The 18,317-nt window shown below is 39.8% G+C and carries 17 protein-coding genes; 10 read left to right on the top strand and 7 right to left on the bottom strand.

The window, feature by feature from the left end; all coding sequences use genetic code 11:
- Entirely contained in the window at window positions 1-606 is a 606-nt protein-coding gene (locus R8N49_RS14615; protein WP_025633990.1) for a transglycosylase SLT domain-containing protein, read from the bottom strand.
- A 118-nt stretch (window positions 607-724) separates the two neighbouring features.
- On the opposite strand from R8N49_RS14615, the gene R8N49_RS14610 reads away from it, so the two are divergent.
- The gene (locus R8N49_RS14610; protein ID WP_025633991.1) at window positions 725-2,968 is read left to right on the top strand and encodes an ATP-dependent helicase; all 2,244 of its coding nucleotides are present in this window, start codon (window positions 725-727) and stop codon (window positions 2,966-2,968) included.
- Between the two features lie 199 nt (window positions 2,969-3,167).
- Here the strand turns inward: R8N49_RS14610 and R8N49_RS14605 are convergent, their stop codons facing one another.
- The 6 genes from R8N49_RS14605 to R8N49_RS14580 form a co-directional block, all read right to left on the bottom strand.
- The gene (locus R8N49_RS14605; protein WP_025633992.1) at window positions 3,168-3,944 is read right to left on the bottom strand and encodes a TfoX/Sxy family DNA transformation protein; all 777 of its coding nucleotides are present in this window, start codon (window positions 3,942-3,944) and stop codon (window positions 3,168-3,170) included.
- Window positions 3,945-3,950: 6 nt separating this feature from the next.
- A complete protein-coding gene (locus tag R8N49_RS14600; protein WP_025633994.1) occupies window positions 3,951-4,829 on the bottom strand; it encodes a hypothetical protein in 879 nt (292 codons plus the stop codon).
- A complete protein-coding gene (locus R8N49_RS14595; RefSeq protein WP_025633995.1) occupies window positions 4,826-5,446 on the bottom strand; it encodes a DotI/IcmL/TraM family protein in 621 nt (206 codons plus the stop codon). Before R8N49_RS14595 ends, R8N49_RS14600 begins: the two co-directional genes overlap by 4 nt.
- Complete coding sequence (locus R8N49_RS14590; RefSeq protein ID WP_318135555.1) at window positions 5,443-6,078, bottom strand: DotI/IcmL family type IV secretion protein; 636 nt, start codon at window positions 6,076-6,078, stop codon at window positions 5,443-5,445. The genes R8N49_RS14595 and R8N49_RS14590 overlap by 4 nt, the downstream gene beginning before the upstream one ends.
- 63 nt (window positions 6,079-6,141) lie before the next feature.
- On the bottom strand, window positions 6,142-6,519 hold the full coding sequence (locus R8N49_RS14585) for a hypothetical protein (RefSeq protein WP_025633999.1): 378 nt from the start codon (window positions 6,517-6,519) through the stop codon (window positions 6,142-6,144).
- Window positions 6,520-6,524: 5 nt separating this feature from the next.
- Window positions 6,525-6,887 (bottom strand): hypothetical protein, encoded by a 363-nt coding sequence (locus R8N49_RS14580; protein ID WP_025634000.1) that lies wholly within the window; start codon window positions 6,885-6,887, stop codon window positions 6,525-6,527.
- Between the two features lie 708 nt (window positions 6,888-7,595).
- Here R8N49_RS14580 and R8N49_RS14575 point away from each other — a divergent pair.
- The 9 genes from R8N49_RS14575 (at window position 7,596) to R8N49_RS14535 (ending at window position 18,274) form a co-directional block, all read left to right on the top strand.
- The gene (locus R8N49_RS14575) at window positions 7,596-9,218 is read left to right on the top strand and encodes a hypothetical protein (protein WP_025634005.1); all 1,623 of its coding nucleotides are present in this window, start codon (window positions 7,596-7,598) and stop codon (window positions 9,216-9,218) included.
- A gap of 1 nt (window position 9,219) precedes the next feature.
- Window positions 9,220-11,934 (top strand): type IV secretion system DNA-binding domain-containing protein, encoded by a 2,715-nt coding sequence (locus tag R8N49_RS14570; protein ID WP_025634006.1) that lies wholly within the window; start codon window positions 9,220-9,222, stop codon window positions 11,932-11,934.
- Window positions 11,935-11,993: 59 nt separating this feature from the next.
- On the top strand, window positions 11,994-13,070 hold the full coding sequence (locus tag R8N49_RS14565; RefSeq protein ID WP_025634007.1) for a DotH/IcmK family type IV secretion protein: 1,077 nt from the start codon (window positions 11,994-11,996) through the stop codon (window positions 13,068-13,070).
- A gap of 12 nt (window positions 13,071-13,082) precedes the next feature.
- Window positions 13,083-14,723 carry a DotG/IcmE/VirB10 family protein gene (locus tag R8N49_RS14560; RefSeq protein WP_203347292.1) on the top strand — a complete coding sequence of 547 codons (1,641 nt, stop codon included), beginning with the start codon at window positions 13,083-13,085 and terminating at the stop codon, window positions 14,721-14,723.
- Window positions 14,724-14,775: 52 nt separating this feature from the next.
- The gene (locus R8N49_RS14555) at window positions 14,776-16,131 is read left to right on the top strand and encodes a hypothetical protein (RefSeq protein WP_025767068.1); all 1,356 of its coding nucleotides are present in this window, start codon (window positions 14,776-14,778) and stop codon (window positions 16,129-16,131) included.
- Window positions 16,128-16,535: a hypothetical protein gene (locus tag R8N49_RS14550; RefSeq protein WP_025634011.1), complete on the top strand. Its 408-nt coding sequence runs from the start codon at window positions 16,128-16,130 to the stop codon at window positions 16,533-16,535. The genes R8N49_RS14555 and R8N49_RS14550 overlap by 4 nt, the downstream gene beginning before the upstream one ends.
- A 2-nt stretch (window positions 16,536-16,537) precedes the next feature.
- Window positions 16,538-16,924, top strand: coding sequence for a hypothetical protein (locus R8N49_RS14545; protein WP_025634012.1), 387 nt, complete (start codon window positions 16,538-16,540; stop codon window positions 16,922-16,924).
- A gap of 75 nt (window positions 16,925-16,999) precedes the next feature.
- Window positions 17,000-17,407, top strand: coding sequence for a hypothetical protein (locus tag R8N49_RS14540; RefSeq protein WP_025767067.1), 408 nt, complete (start codon window positions 17,000-17,002; stop codon window positions 17,405-17,407).
- A 351-nt stretch (window positions 17,408-17,758) separates the two neighbouring features.
- Window positions 17,759-18,274: an SMI1/KNR4 family protein gene (locus R8N49_RS14535; RefSeq protein WP_203347280.1), complete on the top strand. Its 516-nt coding sequence runs from the start codon at window positions 17,759-17,761 to the stop codon at window positions 18,272-18,274.
- Window positions 18,275-18,317 lie beyond the last annotated feature (43 nt).

Below are 18,317 nucleotides of genomic sequence, written 5' to 3'. Positions count from 1 at the left end.
CTATTCTCCTAGTTTATTGACTGCGTGTATTCGGTGAGAAATCCAACGACCATACTCAGATTCAATATCAGCAAAGTGCTTCATTGCTTTCAGGCGGTACGAGTAATGAAAATATTTATTGTCTGAAGTTGCATATCGATGGTAGTTAGCGAGGCCTTTAAAAATGTCATTCGTTGCGTTTAATCTTCTGGCCAGAATGACACCACCAATAAATAGATTTGCACATACATCATCTCTGACGTCTTCCCAGTTTATAGTCACACCAAGCTTACGAAACTCTTGATCCCAAACCTTAGGGTTAACTTGTATTATTCCTAAATCACCAGAACCGTTCTTGGCTTTCTGGTCAGCTCCTGGCCAACCATTCTCGCTTCTCATGATTGTACGTATGTATTTAGGATGTATATTGTTTAGCTTGCTAGAGATTAAAGTACACTCTTCAATCTCACCTTTGTAAGTAAGAAGTAAATCTCGTTTACTTTTCCACGGCATGGCTTTGTACAGCCCCGTGTCGCCATGCTCTATTACATATTCGTAATAAGACCTTTCCGGTTCTTTAAGTTGCTCAAGACCGTCAGCTGCTGTTACACCCAAAAATTCAAACATAGACGCAATCCTCCGTTAAATGAAATATATCATTTAGCAACAAAAAACAATAGACTAAAGTTGACTTTGAGGTTGAATTAAAATACCATATATAAACACTTAAATGGGAGGGATGAGAATGAAATTAACCGCGAGTCAGTATGAAGGAGTCAACACGACTGGAGTACCTTGCATGATTAATGCGGGGGCAGGTAGTGGTAAGACTCGCGTTATTGTGGAGAAGGCCGCGACATTCATTGAGTCAGGCTTGGAACCCTGTCGACTTTGTGCCATAACCTTTACCAAGAAAGCTGCTGCGGAAATGTTAGAGCGTCTTTACTTACGTATAGGTATCAAAGCTTATCAAGCTGTTATCTGTAACTGGCACTCCTTTGCACTAAACCAAGTCATAAAACCTGCCATCAAAAAGCAACACCCATATTTTGTAAAGTGCGGTTATACATCGAGTGACTTAGTTATCTTGGATGAAACTGAGTCCCTTACACTAATAAATGAGTCAGCTAAGAAAACATTATCGAACTCAGACTATGAGTTCTTAAAAGAGCACGGTGGTGCAAAGTATGTTCAAAACTTCATGGGGCTATCCTTGTCCTATGGTCGTGGTCCTAAGTCTGAGTTCGAGCACCAGTCCAAAACCAACCCAAATCTGACTTTTGATGAGAAAGCCTTGTTAAGCCATTGCGTTTGTATCTGGAAGGTCTACTACAGACGAATGATTGAGCTGAATGCTATTGATTACGACCACATTCTCGTCCATGCGGTAAAAATTCTCACACATGATGTAGGTTTTAGAACCTGGTTGCAAAACCAGTTTAAAGCAGTACTTGCCGATGAGCATCAGGATGCTAACCCAGTCCAAGGCTTATTGTTAAAACTTATTGTTGGTCAAGGCAATAACCTAACTATGGTTGGTGATGAAAAACAAAGTATTTATGCTTTCAGGGCTGCAGATGTCGGTCAGTTACTAAATGCTCAAAAAGAATTCGGAGACATGAAGATTGTTCAGATGGGAGAGAACTTTCGATCAACTGAACAAGTTGTAAATGTGGCCAATGCTATTGCTGACTTAATGCATGAAGACCAAAAGGTTACAGACGGACATATGATAGCAATGGCAAATATTCAGGGTGATAAGCCAATTGCCCGACAATTTGCCAATGACAAGGATGAGGCAATTACGACAGCCAATGAGATTAAACAGGCTATCGAATCTGGTGAATTAAAACCAGAAGAAATTGCCATTCTGTATCGTTCAAAAGTAATCAAAGACCCAATTGAAGCTCAACTTATTGAGCATGGGGTAGAATACCGAGTTGTTGGCGACAAGGATTTCTTTGATAGTAAAGAAGTAAAGGACTGGAGTGCATTCCTACGTTTCTGTGCTAATGAGAAGGATGTTATGGCTGCTTCACGTGTCATTGATGCAGCAAGCCTTAAAACTAAGGGCGTAACTATGCGCCAAAAGCTCATTGATAAAAACCTAACAGTTATTGAATACTGTAAGTACATGACCACGTATGGAACTGTAAAATCTCAAGATAGAAAGCTTGGATTTGCCTCTTTGTTGGAGTGCCACTCAATTATCAAAGAAGCATTGTTCGAATGCGGTTCAATCACTGACTTAGCAAAAATAAATAACTATGAACTTAGTGATTCTGAACTGAGAAATAAGTGGGGAGAAGTACTTTCTGGCTTAGAGGAAGGTTTGCATCAAATCTGGGTCGAGCTGTTCAAACCCAAAATTATAGATAACGCTAAGAAGAAGTATAAAACTCAAGAGATGACAGCAGAAGTAATCTCAGAAGTTAATAAAAGAGAGCAAAACGTCATTACCTTAACAAAGCGCCTTTTTGCTTTCACTGAGGTTCATGGACACTTACATGATTGTATCAAAGAACTTAACATGCTGGTGGATTCTGGTGAGCAAGGGGCTAGTGCGGTTCAGTTAATGACAGAACACGCTAGTAAGGGCTTAGAGTTTAAGCGTGTATATGTCATTGGCTGCGAAGAAGAAGCACACTTCAAAGGTAATGAGAAAGACAATGTTCATGAAGAGCTTAGGCTATTCTATGTGGCCACCACTCGTGCAGAAAAGGATCTAATTTACTCATATGCACAAAGGCGCTTAGTTCACGGTGAGTTCAAGACACGGAAACCTCTACAATTTCTATGCGCTCTTCCAGTAGACCTTCTTTACTGGGAGTCTTCAATATCACCCAAAGTAGCGTATGAAAAAAGTAATAAAGAAACCACTACAAAACGAACAGGAAATCCTATTCAAATGCTGGCTAGAGGACAGTTACCACACCCCAAGCTAACAGTAGAGGTAAAGGAAACTAGAATCGAAGGATTTAAAATATAGGGTTAATGAGGGAATCAGCACTTGTAGTATGGTGAACGATACCTAGCTAACGTCACCATATGTTTTGTGGAGAATTACATACATTCAACATCTATTGCTGTTTGAAACTAACTAATAAATAGAGGCCTAATGAGCGACTGGTTACCTTGTAACTGATGGTTTAATTGCATGTCGAAAGAAACTAATGCAAGGTTATTTTCTAGCTGTAAAACATATAAGTCAGAGGGGCGTATCCTCTAATTTTGGCGAAAAAATTATAAGAATCAACTAAGCGTTGTTTGGTATCGTTAGATAAGTAAGGAACTTGAGTATCCTCTCTTAAGCAATGTAGCTGAAATAACAAGCGTACCCCTTTATAGCTCTTCGAGTTTCCACTTTTGATCTTATGGAACAAAACATTTAAGTCTGCCTTCCTTAACTCTGATTGCTTATTTATACCGATATCTTTTAGTGACTTAAATATTGTAGGACTGAGGCTAGGCATTGCCGATATATCTAAATCCTCACTTTGTTGTTGTTTTTTTATTGCTGCATTTAGCATGATCTTTAACTGCATTATTGTCTCCACAGCTTGCTGATCTGATACTTTTTCTGAAAGATAGCGCTTCATAAGAAGTCTTGAGGATCTAGAGCTATTGGGTACAGAAATAGGGTACTTTTTACATAGATAAAACCCGTATGATTCGAGTGACTCTAGTAATGGGGAGTCTGTTTCTTGTGGTACATAGATATTGAGAACACCCTCACGCTGGTTAGCTATCATGTATCCACAGTAAGTGAATTGAAACTCGCCAAATGAAGGTCGGCTAAAGACCCCTTCAATTGGCTGAAAAAGGTCTCTATAGTAGTTTGGAGCTTTTGCCAACGCTTTTTTAGTTTTTGACTTTCCTTTGCGTGATTTATGTAAATTTTTTTGCAACAAAGACGGTTGAAAGTTTCTCGGGTTAACTTGAAGCTCTTTATTTTGACTTTTCATGTTCACTCACTCGATATCGCGTATTTTGAAGATAGAAACAGGGAACTCTTTGTTGAAAGCAGATTCTCTGATCATCTCAACTTGCCACAAGGTGGGAGAAGAGACAGAAACTTTCTCCATCGTATAATGCATCTTAAGTTGGTAAATCCAGACAGCGCGGCTACGCATAACGCCGCTGCCAGGTACGGCTTCACGCTGAGCTATTGCTTTGTTCAAAAGTTTAATAGAGCTTGTGTCTACGTGGAGTAATGCAGAAGTCTGGTATTTCTTCATTATATTTATATAGTTACTTGCTCTTAGAAGCTCAATAAATATGTCTTGGGTGTCTGTTTCAGAGTCCAAATGGTTGGACTTGCACCTAGACAGTACTGTTGCTGCATTTAAGTAGTTCATTGAAAAACAGTCTTTAAGGCTATCAACTAGATATTCACGAACTAATACTTCTGACTCTTCTTCAGAGTAAGTTTCGCCAGGGTTTCTTTCTTGGTCCTTAGTCGGCAAGATATGCTTATCTGTGGGTATTGGGTATACAGCAGTATCACTTGTCGTTGATGCAATAAAGTAGTTTGTTGAAGTAATCTTTGTGGTATCTATGAACAGGTTCAAGGCGTATAAAAATGCAACAATAGCTAAGAAAAATAAAACCAGAGCGTAGTATGGAGATCGCTGGACAGACTTAAAATTGTCATAGATTAAATTATGACGTTTATCTGTTTCAAACACGGCATCGTGGTTACGGTTAACCTCGCTGGAGGGTATTGATTGGCAACTAAAGGTATCCCCTTTAACAAAGCTATCCTCAGTAGACTTCGAACTTTGTCTTCCTGTTAACGGAGTCTTCCCCAAAGCTGTACTAATAAAATTGAATAGGTCTTTAACGTTCATCTAAAAACCACCCTGTCGATGAGTAATGAACTTGCGTTATCCGCTCTAGGTTCAGGTAGAACTGTGTAGTGAGCAATGAATGAGGTTGTTTGGTCTCCTGATACCGATTGGACTGTTACCATTATCGGAACCTCAACTACCCAAACTAAAGGCTTACCAGGTTTGTTCTTTAAGGTAACGATAGGATCGTAAGGAACAACAACGTTAGCCTTACCTTCTGACATAAGAATCGCCTCAATCATAGGGTCAGTAGGATAAACATTGAACAGTGATGTGGCGGCTATTGGCGCAAAGTGCTTTTCAATACAGTTGGCATAATCGTTATCGCGTTCACCGTTCATTAGGTGTTGAGCGGTTTTATAATCGACGGTATAGCATGAGCTCACCATACGACGAAGAAACCTGACAACCTTCTCGTCTGTATAGCGTGGGTCACGTGATACAAAGGCCCTTGTGTAACCACCATTACCATCAGAATAAAGAAAAACTCTATCCGGGTTCCCTAATAGTTCTTCATTGAATTCGGAAAGTTTAAAAATAGCTAAAACAGATAAAACGATAGCAAGCACAAATGGCCAGTCGAATTTAAGTATGCGAATAAGTCGTGGAATATTCATAACCAATCAACATCCCAATTAGAAGAACTTATGATCTTAACTGCACTTGCCCCCTTACCCTTTGGCACACGTTGTAAATCAAGCCAGAAAGTTACATTAGCGGCCTGGTGCCTTTGATTCTGAATAGCCTCGAGCTCAGTTTCAGTTGCGTCTTTAACCTTCAAAGATTTTTTCATAATCTTGCCCTGAACTTTAACTCGCCATACCCAGTAGGCATCTTTTGTGAATCTTCCATCAATTTTCCCGTCAACTGTGCCACTGTATTCCATAAAAGGCGCTCGGGTAGGGTAAAACTCAATAATTTCTTTATTAGAGAAAATGGTTGATAAAATTTCTGCTTCTTGAACTGCGCTTGAGAATGACTTCCAGCCAGAAGTAGTAAAGAATAGTAATGCTGATTCTGTCATAGACAATTCATAACTATCGAAAGATAGAGAGAGTGTGTTGTACATAGCTTCAGTTACAAAATCCATAACTTCAGAGTCAGAAAAAAGACGGTCACTTAATGGGACCTGAGGAACTATTCGGGTAATGCCCTTATCGTTGTAAGTGGGGATCTTGTAGTAACCAGATTTATTTGTTGTAAGAGTGTTTAGTGCAAACTCTAAGAAATAGATAATGACCACCAGCACTACGAAACCAGATAGGAGCCCTCGATGATTCTTAATTACGGATGAGCGAAACATATCCTTCCTCTAATCCAAGTTACCGATGCGTACAGGCTTGCCAGTAGGCTCAATCCTTGCGTCATGGGAGGTAGCGCTGATATTTATTCTTTCAAGCAGGTAAAAATTAACCAGCGAACCAGTCAATAAAAGCAGGGTGAGGCCCCACGTAATTGAAGTCAGTGCAAGTAAAGCCTTAGTTGCTCTATTTGCAACATAAGGGTTTCTATTGACACCCAATTCAGCCAATTTCACACCCATTATTCTGCGCGCTGGTCTTGGCTTTATACTTGGTATCTTTTCTAGGCGGCTTCTGACTTCTCCTGGGATGGGAGAAGACCCTGCATGGATAATTAACTCGGCAGATTGGGTAACTGATTTAAAGCCAACAGACTCTTCGTTTTCCATTACATTTATCCTATTAGTTGTAACCTTTCTATTTCCTTGCGCAGATAGGAAAATTCAACACCATCAATCTCTATCGTTTGTTGGTATGACTGGGTTGAGCTTTTAAACTTTTCTAAAAGCTCTGTTAATTCAATGGAATCTGTAGAGATTGATGAGTTAACAAGGAAGCAGCGATCGAGGGTGTCCAACTCTGGATGGTTACTATCGACAATAGAGACAAGAATACTCAAAACAGGTTTGTAGCTATCAGCCGAAGATAGTTGTAACTCAGCAACACGGCGTCCATATTCGACATTCGAGATAATGCATAAAGTTTCTTTTTCTTTTTGAGAAAACAAAATGACGTTGCTTCCTAACAGTGACTCCAAACTACTACTACCTATGACATATTTTATAATCACAAAAATATATGTCTTTTACGGATGAAAAGCAATGCCATATTTTTGGTTGTTTGGTTGTTTGGTTGATTTGATTTTGAGGGTTGACCGAGATGTTAGATTTGGTTGTTTTCGTTTAGCTAAAACCATTCCATCCGTTGATAAATTTGCTATGATGTGAAAAATATATGCCTTAAATGGATTAAAAGCAACGGTGCAAAAATGTTAACTTTAATATTTCTACAGTATCTTTCATTACTCTTAATGCCTGTTTCAGGTGGAGTTTCTCTTCTTGCTCCGGTACTTAGTTTATTCGTCACATATATCGGAATGTGGAAACAGTTCAGAACGATACATCCAGTACTTAAGTCACATTTAGTAGGGCAAGCGATTGTCGGAGCTTCGGTCATATTTTGTGTGATCAGTATCGTCTTAACCTTCGAAATAACTCAAGCTATGCAATCGTTAACAGCTTCCGACAAGAACTTTTCGGCAAAAGTTTTAACGACTTTCGGATGTGTTGTCTTCCTCTATTACTACTTCGTCATAACCGTAAACTTTATACTTCATCGAAAAGGTCTAAGGGCACGGCTTGTGTTACCCATTCCATTGACCAAAGGAAAGTATGATTCTCTAAAAATGATTCTTAAAGAGCGACGTATTGATGACACAAACATAATTTTTAAGGATTCCTAAGTTATGAGTCAGCGTACGCCAGAAAAAGAATCAGAGTTGAATGCTTCAGTCGCCCTAGCTCTAGCATTAGCAATAGGTATGGGTTACGGGGTTTACGCGCACTTTTTCCACATACTTGCTTTTGTGTGGAGAATGCTAAAGATAGCTCAGATGTTTACATTTTTTGCTTTTGAGAACCTCGTGGTTGTAACTACCTCTTGGCTAACAGGATTTCAAGGATGGGGGTTTAAGGAGGGGCTATATCAAATATTAGAATTGCATTATACGATGATTACACCCGAGTATATTGGAGCTTACGACTCTATTTTCGGAAATATACTTAAATGGCCCTTCGCTTTAGCTCTGATCTACTTAGGTTGTAAAGAATATTCAATACGCTCTAAAACCAGAAAAGAACACAACGTTGAATCAATGATACGGGCTGCTTCCAAGGTTCATCCTCATTTAAAACGTATAGTACCGCCCAACTTCTACGATAAATTGATGGGATATTCCATTGGCTGGATGTTTCCTAAATATAAAGAACGTTTAGAGGGTGAAAACCCTTGTGACTATTCACATGATTACAATTTCGAAAATCGCTCTGACTATGAAAACCGATACGCTATGGGTGTATCTCCTTACGAAATGCTCACAGCAAATCCTCCTTTGGGTGTCACATTAGATGAAATAGAACGTGACAAAGAAATGCAAAAAGAAACGGGGTTTGTTAGCAATTTTAGGCCTATTTGTTACTTCTATTACTGCGAGAACCCGAAAGACTCAACAATAGAGTTTTGCTCTCGAACAGCGACTATCAGCTTAGAGAGGCTTCTCCTCTGTCCTTTACCGCAACAACTACATTCGGAAGATAAACTAGCACGGTTGTTTGATGATAATGGGAAAACCATTCCAATTGAATATGTAGATAAACAGGGTAATGAAGCGGATAAGTTTAAGAGAGGAGGAGCGATAATAGGTGGCTTTCGTCCAACAACTTTATTGAATGATGGCGTCCCTTACGCTGGCAGTATCGAAGACACAATACTTTTATTTAACGGTATTGAAAGAAAGGTTCTTACACAGCTTAAGGAAAAAATGGATGGAAAGACAACCCGTACATTCGAAGAAATCCTCTATGCAATGGTAACAAAGAAGCATGCTTATTCTACTACTGTAATCTGGGCGTTGATGCTTCTCTTTAAAGATGTAAACCGTATTGCAGGAAACGAGTTTACTTGGGTAACTAAGCATGACCGAAATTTAGGAATGGTATTGCAGTCTATCGGCAGAGAAACACCTTTCTTAGAAGCAAGTGGTACTCGCTCGCATTTTCTTATGGAAAGAAAAGCCGGATTTCGAATGACAATTCCAAGTGTCCTAGGAGCAGTGCAAGACCTTCACATTAATGCAGAGAGAATATTAACAGCAGGTAAGAAAGGAGAAGACCTCCTGAACATGGATGAGGATGAATTTAGTAGATTATTTGATCTCAGCGAGATAGAGAAAAAGGCTGATGGCCGAGAGAATGAGGCAAAACAGATTCTAAAGTCACTAGGTGTCGATATAGAAAAGGATGAGAAAGTCTTCAATGACCCTTATGAGGATATTCCTGAGTTAATGAAGCAGTACAAGGAAGTTGATTAGTATGGCCAGTTTTAAGAAGCAGTCGGTTCTAAACACAAACCCTGAACTGAATAACCCAGAGCTCTTTCATCGTGATTCTCGCACTATGTGGATGCGAATACAGTCAGCAGTAAATGTGTCATTTCCTTTATTAATTGCTGCATGCGGGATTGCTTTGTTTATGTTCCCTCAAAATGGGGACTTTATTTTTGCATTTGCAATTTGTCTGAAGCTTACAAACTCAAGAGAGAAGCATGAATATCCTTTTGACGCGCCGGAGTGGGAGCAGTTTATTTCAAAAAAGGAGTCGTTAAAAGACGCAGTTAAAGCTGGCCATCTTATTCCCCAGCGTAAAAGAGGAAACGGTACATTAATATTCGGGTTTGAATTTTTTCTACGTAGGTTACTCGTATCCAACCCGGATATGGAAACAAGACATACACTCGTCATGGGCAGTACGGGCTCGGGTAAAACTGTACTTATACTGACATTGCTATTTCAAGCACTTCTCCAGCCAGGAGGAACATCAGCAGTCATAGTTGATGGTAAGGCGGATATAAAATTGTTTTGGACAATTTTCGCTATCTTGAAACGATTAGATAGACTCCACGATTTGTTGGTTCTCAATTTTCTGACTCCCATGGACTCCTTAGATACTACTAACATGCACGACGACGATCGCATTTCGAATAACATGAATATTCTAAATGCGGGAACCCCTGACCAGATGAAGACTATAACCATGGGGTTAGGGCGTGAAACGGATGGAGGGGATAGCTCTTTTTGGGAAGGTCGTAGTTCTACTATGATTGGGGGAGCATATCAGTATCTTGCTTACGAAAGGGATGTGGAAGGCTTAGATTTAAACATCGAAGTGGTTCGAAACTTTCTTGTCATTAAAACTATGCTCAAAAAGGCAGCGCGAAAAGATGTGCCTTTAAAGTACCGACAACCACTCCAGCAGTATTTAAAAACCTTGCCTTCTATTAGTGATGCCATATTTGATATGACTGAGGAACAGATAGACAACCTTGATCTTAATAGTAAAGCAGATGAACAGCACACATATTGTGTGATGATGATTAGTGAAACCATGGCTGACTTGAGTGAAACCATGGGGCATATATTCGTGACAAAACTTTCGGAAGTAAATATGACGGATGTATGCTTAGGGGGGCGAGTATTATTAGTTCTGCTTCCTTCCATTGCCAAAAACCCAGATTCCGTTGCAGCATTGGGTAGGCTTCTATTGCAGGGATTACGGCCTATTTTAATGAGAGCTGCTGGCTATAAGCTACAAGGTTCTCGAATTACTACAGTAGACAATAGACCTTCCAGTGCTAGATATCCTGTACGACTTTTCTTTGATGAGTACGGAATGTATGCGGTTAAAGGTTTTTACATGATTGTTGCCTTGGTTCGTTCATATGGTTTTCACGTTCTTTTTGGAGCTCAGACAGCCGGAATGTTCCAGAAGGTTTGCGGCCGGGATGAATATGAAGCACTAATGGGCAACTTAAACAATAAATTCATTCTTAAAAATGAAGACCATGGTGAATCGTTACAGTTGGCGCTTGGTCGAACTGGCAAGGTATTTGGTTCCCGTCAGGATAGAATAGAGAATAATTTGGCTGGGGCGGTCCATGATAACGATGATGTCCGAGTAGAAGAAAAAGATACTGTAAACGCTAAGATGCTTGCTAGTGCTGAACCTGGAGAAGGCTTATACATTTTTGGTGGTGATGTATACCCATTCCGAGCATTAAAACTCGACTTCCCAGATGTAGAAACTTCTCGTTTGAACTATTTTGCTCAGGTGCTTGAGCCTTCTGACGATGAGGTAGAAACGGCTAAGAGGCAGCAGTTAGTAAAATCCAATGAATATGTTCAACAGGCCAACGATTATATCGATAGCAATGTCGAAATGTTGGAGTTCTTAGAGCTAAAAAATAATCTAACTGAAGTAAGAGCATTAAACCTCACTGAAAACATCTCTAAACAAATGATGATGGCTATTGGTTTAGGGATAATTAAAGAAGACGCAACGTTGATAACGGAGAGCGCCATTGAAGAAGTCGAAGAAATACGACCTGAAGAATCATCAGTAGATGTATTCGATGAAGAGCTTGTTGGTCTTGCACAAACAGATGCTGAAGTACAGATTATGGGCTCTATGGAGGCTTATAATGAAGAAGTTTCAGCCTTTAATGATGAGCTCGATTTTAATGACTTTGAAAACACCTATAGTGATGAGGATTGGCCAGAAGAAGAACACGATTTTGATTCAATTATGCAGTACAACAACTTCTATGCCGAAGGTCCCTTTGAGCACAGTACTAGCGAAGAAGTTGTTTCGCCACCAGCATATTTATCCACTCAAGATTTAGGTACGAACGAAGAGACCTCCGAAGTAGACCTTGCTAATTTTGACAATGATGCATACGGCGAGTTGGATATCGCTTATAACAGTAGATATGTTTCATCTAACCTATCAGATCCATTTCTTGAAAGCGCTCAGGAGAACAATAAAGGCACTATCTCTGGTACTACTATAGATATAAATTTGTTAGCTGGTTTAGATGAGCCTAATGCTGAAAGAGCCACAGAGGCGGCGATCAATCAAGTCAAGGACATATTGGAATATCCTAAAGAAGAACTCCAATCAGAGCCTCTCGGCGACGAAGAAGTCAGTGATATTGTAGAGAAAACACTACAATCGTTAGGTTTGTCTGAGTAGGGTTGTTTTTAATACACAAATGAAATATATTTACGCTTGTTAAACTTCAAGGATTACCAATGCACTCAAGAAACATCTCCTCTCTGAAAGCCTATTTCCGCTTAACAGTAAGTGCGGTGGTGTTGTCATTGTCGGCGTTTTCTCAAGCTAATCAAACTAACCAAGTTAGTCATGCTGCAATTGCGGATGCATTGTTAAAGAAATATGGAAGTATAGAAAATATATTGATTAACATGCGTGAACTTGAGGTGTATGAACAAAATGCAATTCAGACGTACATAACAGATCTAGAATACTCGAAACTCCAGAGTAATTACCAAAATAGAGACAGACTTGAGATACTGAGGGCTGAGAATAAAAAGAATGACATCATTAAAAGTGAGAAAATGAACTCCGACCCTGCTTTTATTGAAAGGATGCGTAAAATAGAAAGGCAGAGGCTAATTGCAGAAAATAAACTTTTAGTAAGGCCCCCGGAAAGTCTAATTGATACGATTAAATTCGATCCTTCACTACCTCAGGAGTTAATTTTGCAGGTGTACCCTGGCTTCCCTGGGTCTATTTCATTTTTCGACCAGACAGGAGCTCCTTGGCCTATTGTATATGTTAAGCTAGGAGCTCAGGGAGCCTTCGAGGCTGGAAAAACACCCGGTAACGCATATAGCTTGGAAGCTCGTTTACCTGGAGTAACTCATTCGGGCTGGTTTCAGCTGAAGGGTTTAGATACAACTATTCCTTTCATGATTAGTTCTGAAAAAACAGATTACTACAATTCTCGAAGACAAGTGATCATTCCACTAATTGGCCCGAACGCCAAGCCAATACAATACCGTTCTACTTCAAGTGTAGATCTTGATAAAGCTGGTCCAGAATTCTTTTCTTTTCTTTCAGGTACGACAACAGGTGTGCCTGGTGCCAAAGAAACTAAATTGCAAGGAATCAATGGCCAAGCCTATTTATATAATGAATTTGTTTATATCAGAACAACAGCCATTTTAAGAAGCAAAGGTAGCTCTTTGGTAAGAGAGGGAAGTGTCGGTGATTACAACCTTTACAAGCTTTACCCCCGTTCATTCTATTGGTTTAGCGATGGTCGACAGAAAGTAAAAGCGTTTGTGGATACAAGTGAACTATAAGGCTTCTCACCGATGAAATTAAAAAAAATAGCAATCGTTGTAGGTTTGTTTGTAGTAGCCGCCGGAGGGATTGGATACGCAATCTATATGGCTTCCAATCAAGTTACAGAAGACCTTTCGGGCAAAGGTGATAAAACAGCGGGTAGACCTGTCGTTAAAACTGACGATGTGATTAAGAACTCAACTGATGGGACAATCAGTGTTCCTGAAAATTCACCTATCGCTAAAGAAACCGAAGAAAGGGAGAAGAACGCGCGTAAACAGGCTGCTACTAATGGCGAGAGCCATATCAGTAAAACTCGCGTACAAGAATCAGCAACGGGACCAGATACAAAAACCGAAGTTGACAAGCCTAAGTCGCAGGAGGTTGATCCCCTGGGGCAAGAAGTTAAGTCTGGCAAAGATGCTGAGTCTAAAAAGACAAATTCAGATACAGAAGAGAATAGTGCAGGTAGAGACGTAAAATTACCGTTGCCTAAACAAGATATAGAAACTTCAAGCCAGCTAGAAGATCTCCGAAACGAACTAGCAACGACTAAAATGAGTTTAAAGGCTCAAGAAATAAAGAATCGAAACGACAAAGCCGATGCTGAGCGACAGCGGTTGATACAATTAGAAGCTGAGCGACAAAAAAAGATATCAGAAGGTGCACAAGCATTATTTTCAGGTCTCCCTTACGCACCAGATACAGGCGAAAAGTACAAAATCACTTATAGTAAGAAGGCTGACATTTATAGTAAAACATCACAGTTCGTTTTTGACCCGAGTGATGCAGAACAAGAAGTGGCCTCAGCATTGTATCGTTCTGATGGAGGTCAGACTCAAATGGGGATTCATCCTAATTATTATAAGAAAGAAAACACAGTTGGGTATACGGACAATGAAAAAGAAACCTCTAATGAAAAATATAGACAGCCACCAGTTGAAGTAGACCAAGAGTCTATAGTATTTGATGCAGGTGAGTTGGTTTATGCCCGTACCACCTTGCCTATCGACTCAGACATTCCTGGCCCAATCAGAATTCGTTTATTAACCGGAAAAGCAGAAGGTAGTATTGCGTTCGGTGAAATGGAGCTTATAGAACAAGCTCCAGGTGTTGCCTTAACTGTAACGTCTGTTATTAGAGATGGGAAACAAATCCCTGTAAAAGCTTGGGTATTATCTGCTGAAACTGAAAAGGCGCTTATAGAAGGTGAAGTAGACCACCATTACATCCAGAGGTTTGGTGGCATGTTTGCTGGTTTGTTTATGACAGGTTTTTTGGATTCACTCATTGATACGACAGTGACAACATCAAATGGGGAAACAACAACTTCGACAGGTGCGATTGATAATACGAGAGACAGAATTGTTTATAGTATCGCCAAAGCTGCACAAGGCTTTTTACCTATCCTATACGATAATGCGAGAAGACCTGTTCAGGTAGAGATACCGAAAGGTCAAACTATGTACTTATTGTTTGAGAATCAAGTACAAGAAACGGATGAAATTCAAACTCCGAATCAGAGCGATCTTCTCAAGATGATGGCGGAGCAAAATAGACTAACAGAAGTTAATTCCGAAGAAACTGACCTAAGCTCTGAAATTCGCAAATCGAATATTGGGCAAAATGTATCAATCCCGAGTGACAACAAAACTCGTTTATGGAATTAATTTAGATCTTTTATATAATACATTATTCAATTAAAAACAAGGAGCGATCATCATGAGCGATAACGAAGCTCAAGACGCAAATGCTGGCAAAGCGAATAAAAGCCAAAGCAGCTCAGCAAAGCCAAAAGTAAAGTTACTCGTTTATGTCGTAGGAGCTACTTTGCTTGTTGGTGGTGCTAGTTTAGCTGCACATAAAATGGGTTTGATACCAGATTTTGGAGGCCCTTCCAAAGTAGAAGAAATACAAAAGCTAGAGAGAAATCTTGAGCGTGAGATCACCGCTCTCAGGCAATCATTGCCTGAACTCATTAAGACTGAAATAGATGTGATTACTAAGTCTGAAGAGTTTGGTGCTATCACTGAATTACAAAGACAAGAAATCGCTCAATCAATCATTACTAAAATAGACATTCCTAGCAAAGTAAAGGATGAATTTGGTAAGCAAAAAAGTGAGATTGTGAAGTCAACCTCGAAAGCTGCGTCACAGAATATTACACAGACGATCAGTTCGACCTTACAGCAACAAATTGATGACTCAATTACAATGAGATTGAAGCCATATCATCAATTTAATTCTGCTCAAGAAACTTTTAACGTTAGTTTAACCAATAGATTGGATAAATTGGAAAGCGATGTAAATTCATTTGAAGGCGAGTTTGCTAAATTAAACAATAGCCTTTCAAACGGACATACGAAAGCAGCGCGAAGTAGTGAGCGTAAACGCTTAAAAGAATTCAACGTTGTGGATGAGATTGCTGAGGGGGTTTTTGCTGTACGTGCACCAGATAGATCCGATAACTCTCCACATTACATCACTCTTTACAAAAGTGAGCCGTTCAAATCAAAAATTGGCAACCATAAAGTCACCAACATTAAAGGTGAGGGAGAAGACGGAGTTTTACTTATTGGCAGCAAATACTTTATTGATAAAGAACGCCAGGAGTACACGCCGACTGAACTAGCCAACCTTCGACGCTCTCAGCAGTCTAAAAAGAAAGTTGTAAAACCTGCTAAAGAATCGATTACAAAGCCAACGGCAGTACAGGTTGCTAAGACTACCACCCAACATATTGGTAAAAATACAGAAGTAAATAGCAAAGTAGTACAGCCAACGATGGCAATAGCATCTAGCTCGACTGTAGTACAGCCAATAGAAGCGCCAAAAATGGTAGTTCCAAGTACGGGAGTAACATACAAGGATGGGCGAATTCTTCTTCCTGACTACGCAATGATCACTAAGTCGCAGGACCTAAACAGTGCGCTAGTCGTAAATCTTACCAAGACCTCTGGCGAAAGAACTATTTCCGTAGAAAAAGGAAAATACTACGACTTCATTGGAACTGTTAGAGAAATCTCGGCTGACGGAACAATCTGTTCAGATACTTACTGTATTGGAGCGCTTCGATGAAAAAGTGGTATTGGATGTTTGTTTACACATTATCCAGTAGTTCATTCGCTTCAGAAACGCATAACTCCACCATTGCAGATGGCGGAATAAATGTAATTAAACATGTTCGACTTTGGATTGCAGTTCTCTGGAATTTGAGAGCAGTACTTGGCCTCGGTCTTGTCGTGTTTGGTTTCATCGGTTGGTACAAAGCAAACAAAGCGGATAATGATGTTTCTGTTCTATGGCCAATATCCTTCTCAATAGCTGGCGCATTATTAACTTTCCACGGTGGTTTAGATCTAGTGGGTGAGGTATTTACCTTTAGTGACACAGTGGACCCAATAACACTCGACTCATCTGGTCGGGCAAACCTCTCTTCTAACACAACTTATATCTTCGATGAAGGAGATAGCACGGAGTAACTATGAATAAACTAACGAAATGGTCCGGTGCCCTGGGTATCGCTCTAGCACTAACCTCTGTAACTACGATGGCAGCCAATGAAACAAAGCTAGAGCAAGCTGCAAAAAACGTGGATGCAATTTCAGCTGCAGGTGGTAGTGCTACATATACCATAGGCTTATGGATTGGTATTGCAATGATTGTCATTAGCCTTGCAACCTGGGCATGGAATAGCCGAGAAAGCTCACCACAAAGTAAGGGCGTAGGAAAATTCGTTCTAATCTGTGGTATAGCAGGGGCCGCTTTGACTTTCCCAAGTGCTTACATAGCAATGTTCGGTGAGGCAGCAAGCATCTCAAGTGCTGATGAGTCTGTTGATTATCGTGACCTTCAAAACGTAAACAATTAGATAAACATACACAACCCCACTATCGAAAGCGTTAATAGATCGTGGGGCTAATTTTATCATCTACAAGGAACAAAAATGAAGAAAATACTACTTATGGCATCGACATTATCAGTTATTGCTGGCTGTGCTAATCAAACCGAACTAAGTGAACCAACAGTAGAGAACCCATCTTACCAATATCCTGGCATATCCAAGATATTATCAATTGATTATTTCGAAGTGGATAAAGGGACATCAGTTGCTCTTACGGAATATTTAGATAATCAAGATAGGTTTTGCTTCCAATGGGTTTCGTCAGCAAAGAAAGTAAATGGTGAAACAAAAAATGAGCATTCAATAGAAGCGAATATTTCTGTTCATTGCGGAGGATACGAGATTAGACAAGTTGATAATAAAGGTGGTGATTACGTTTCTACTGATATAAGAGCCGTTAACAAGTATAAGAATCGTGAAGGGTTATTCGTTCAAAATCTAGAGATGTAACATTTATTTTATTAAAATTCTAATCTACCAGTTTTACACTAATGCGCGCAACACGGTGATGAGCAGTCAAAACTCTCCGACCCAAATATGCCCATGAAACAGAGAAATTTAGAAGTTAGGAAACGGCTCTTTCTTTGCTCATACTCGCTCAAGTTAACCGCATTTCGCATTACCTCTAATTAATAGGGGTAATACGAGTTTCCTATGTTCCGCATAACTAGTACTCATTCTAACTAAGACTTCTGGTATTTGAGTTGGAGCAGTGCAGAAGAAATAGATTAATACCATCGCTTCGATTTTGAAGCTTATTCTTTCAAACCCGAAGATTACAATGAAAACGAGGGAAAATTAATGTTCGAGCAAGTAAGAAAAGAAATACTTAATAAAGCACCACTAGTTGCTGATGCGTTCTTAGAGCCAGCGTCGGAAGAAGAAATAAATTTGCTTCGCTGTAATGTGGGTAGAGAGCTACCACAAGATTTAGTTGAACTGTACAAAACATCTAAAGGGCAGGACCCCGAGAAGCAAGCAAATTTTGCTTATGGCGTCGCTTTACTCTCTATCGGACAGACCTCAAGCCTTGTAGAAAACTATAGCCATGATGGTGATGGAAACGTACTCAGTTATACCGATAAAGGTATAGATAAAGAGTATACCTTCGGCAAAAGTAGAATCCCAATTGCGGATGACTGTTCATCTTGTTTAATTTGCGTTGATTTAAGTCCAACAGAGGAAGGTAGTTTCGGACAGGTAATTCTCATAGATTATGACTACAAGGTCGCTTTAAAGCTTGCCGATTCTCTAGCTGAATTAATTTCTAACTTCAAGAAGGATTTAGAGCCTATCCCAAAAGGAATTATCGTATAATATAATGAATAACGATAATTTCTGAGGGCAACGTATGGCAGGC

It is taken from the genome of Vibrio sp. 1978 (assembly GCF_033344345.1).
The sequence above is the reverse complement of the archived record's forward strand: the minus strand, read 5'-3'. Positions and strand labels throughout refer to the sequence as shown.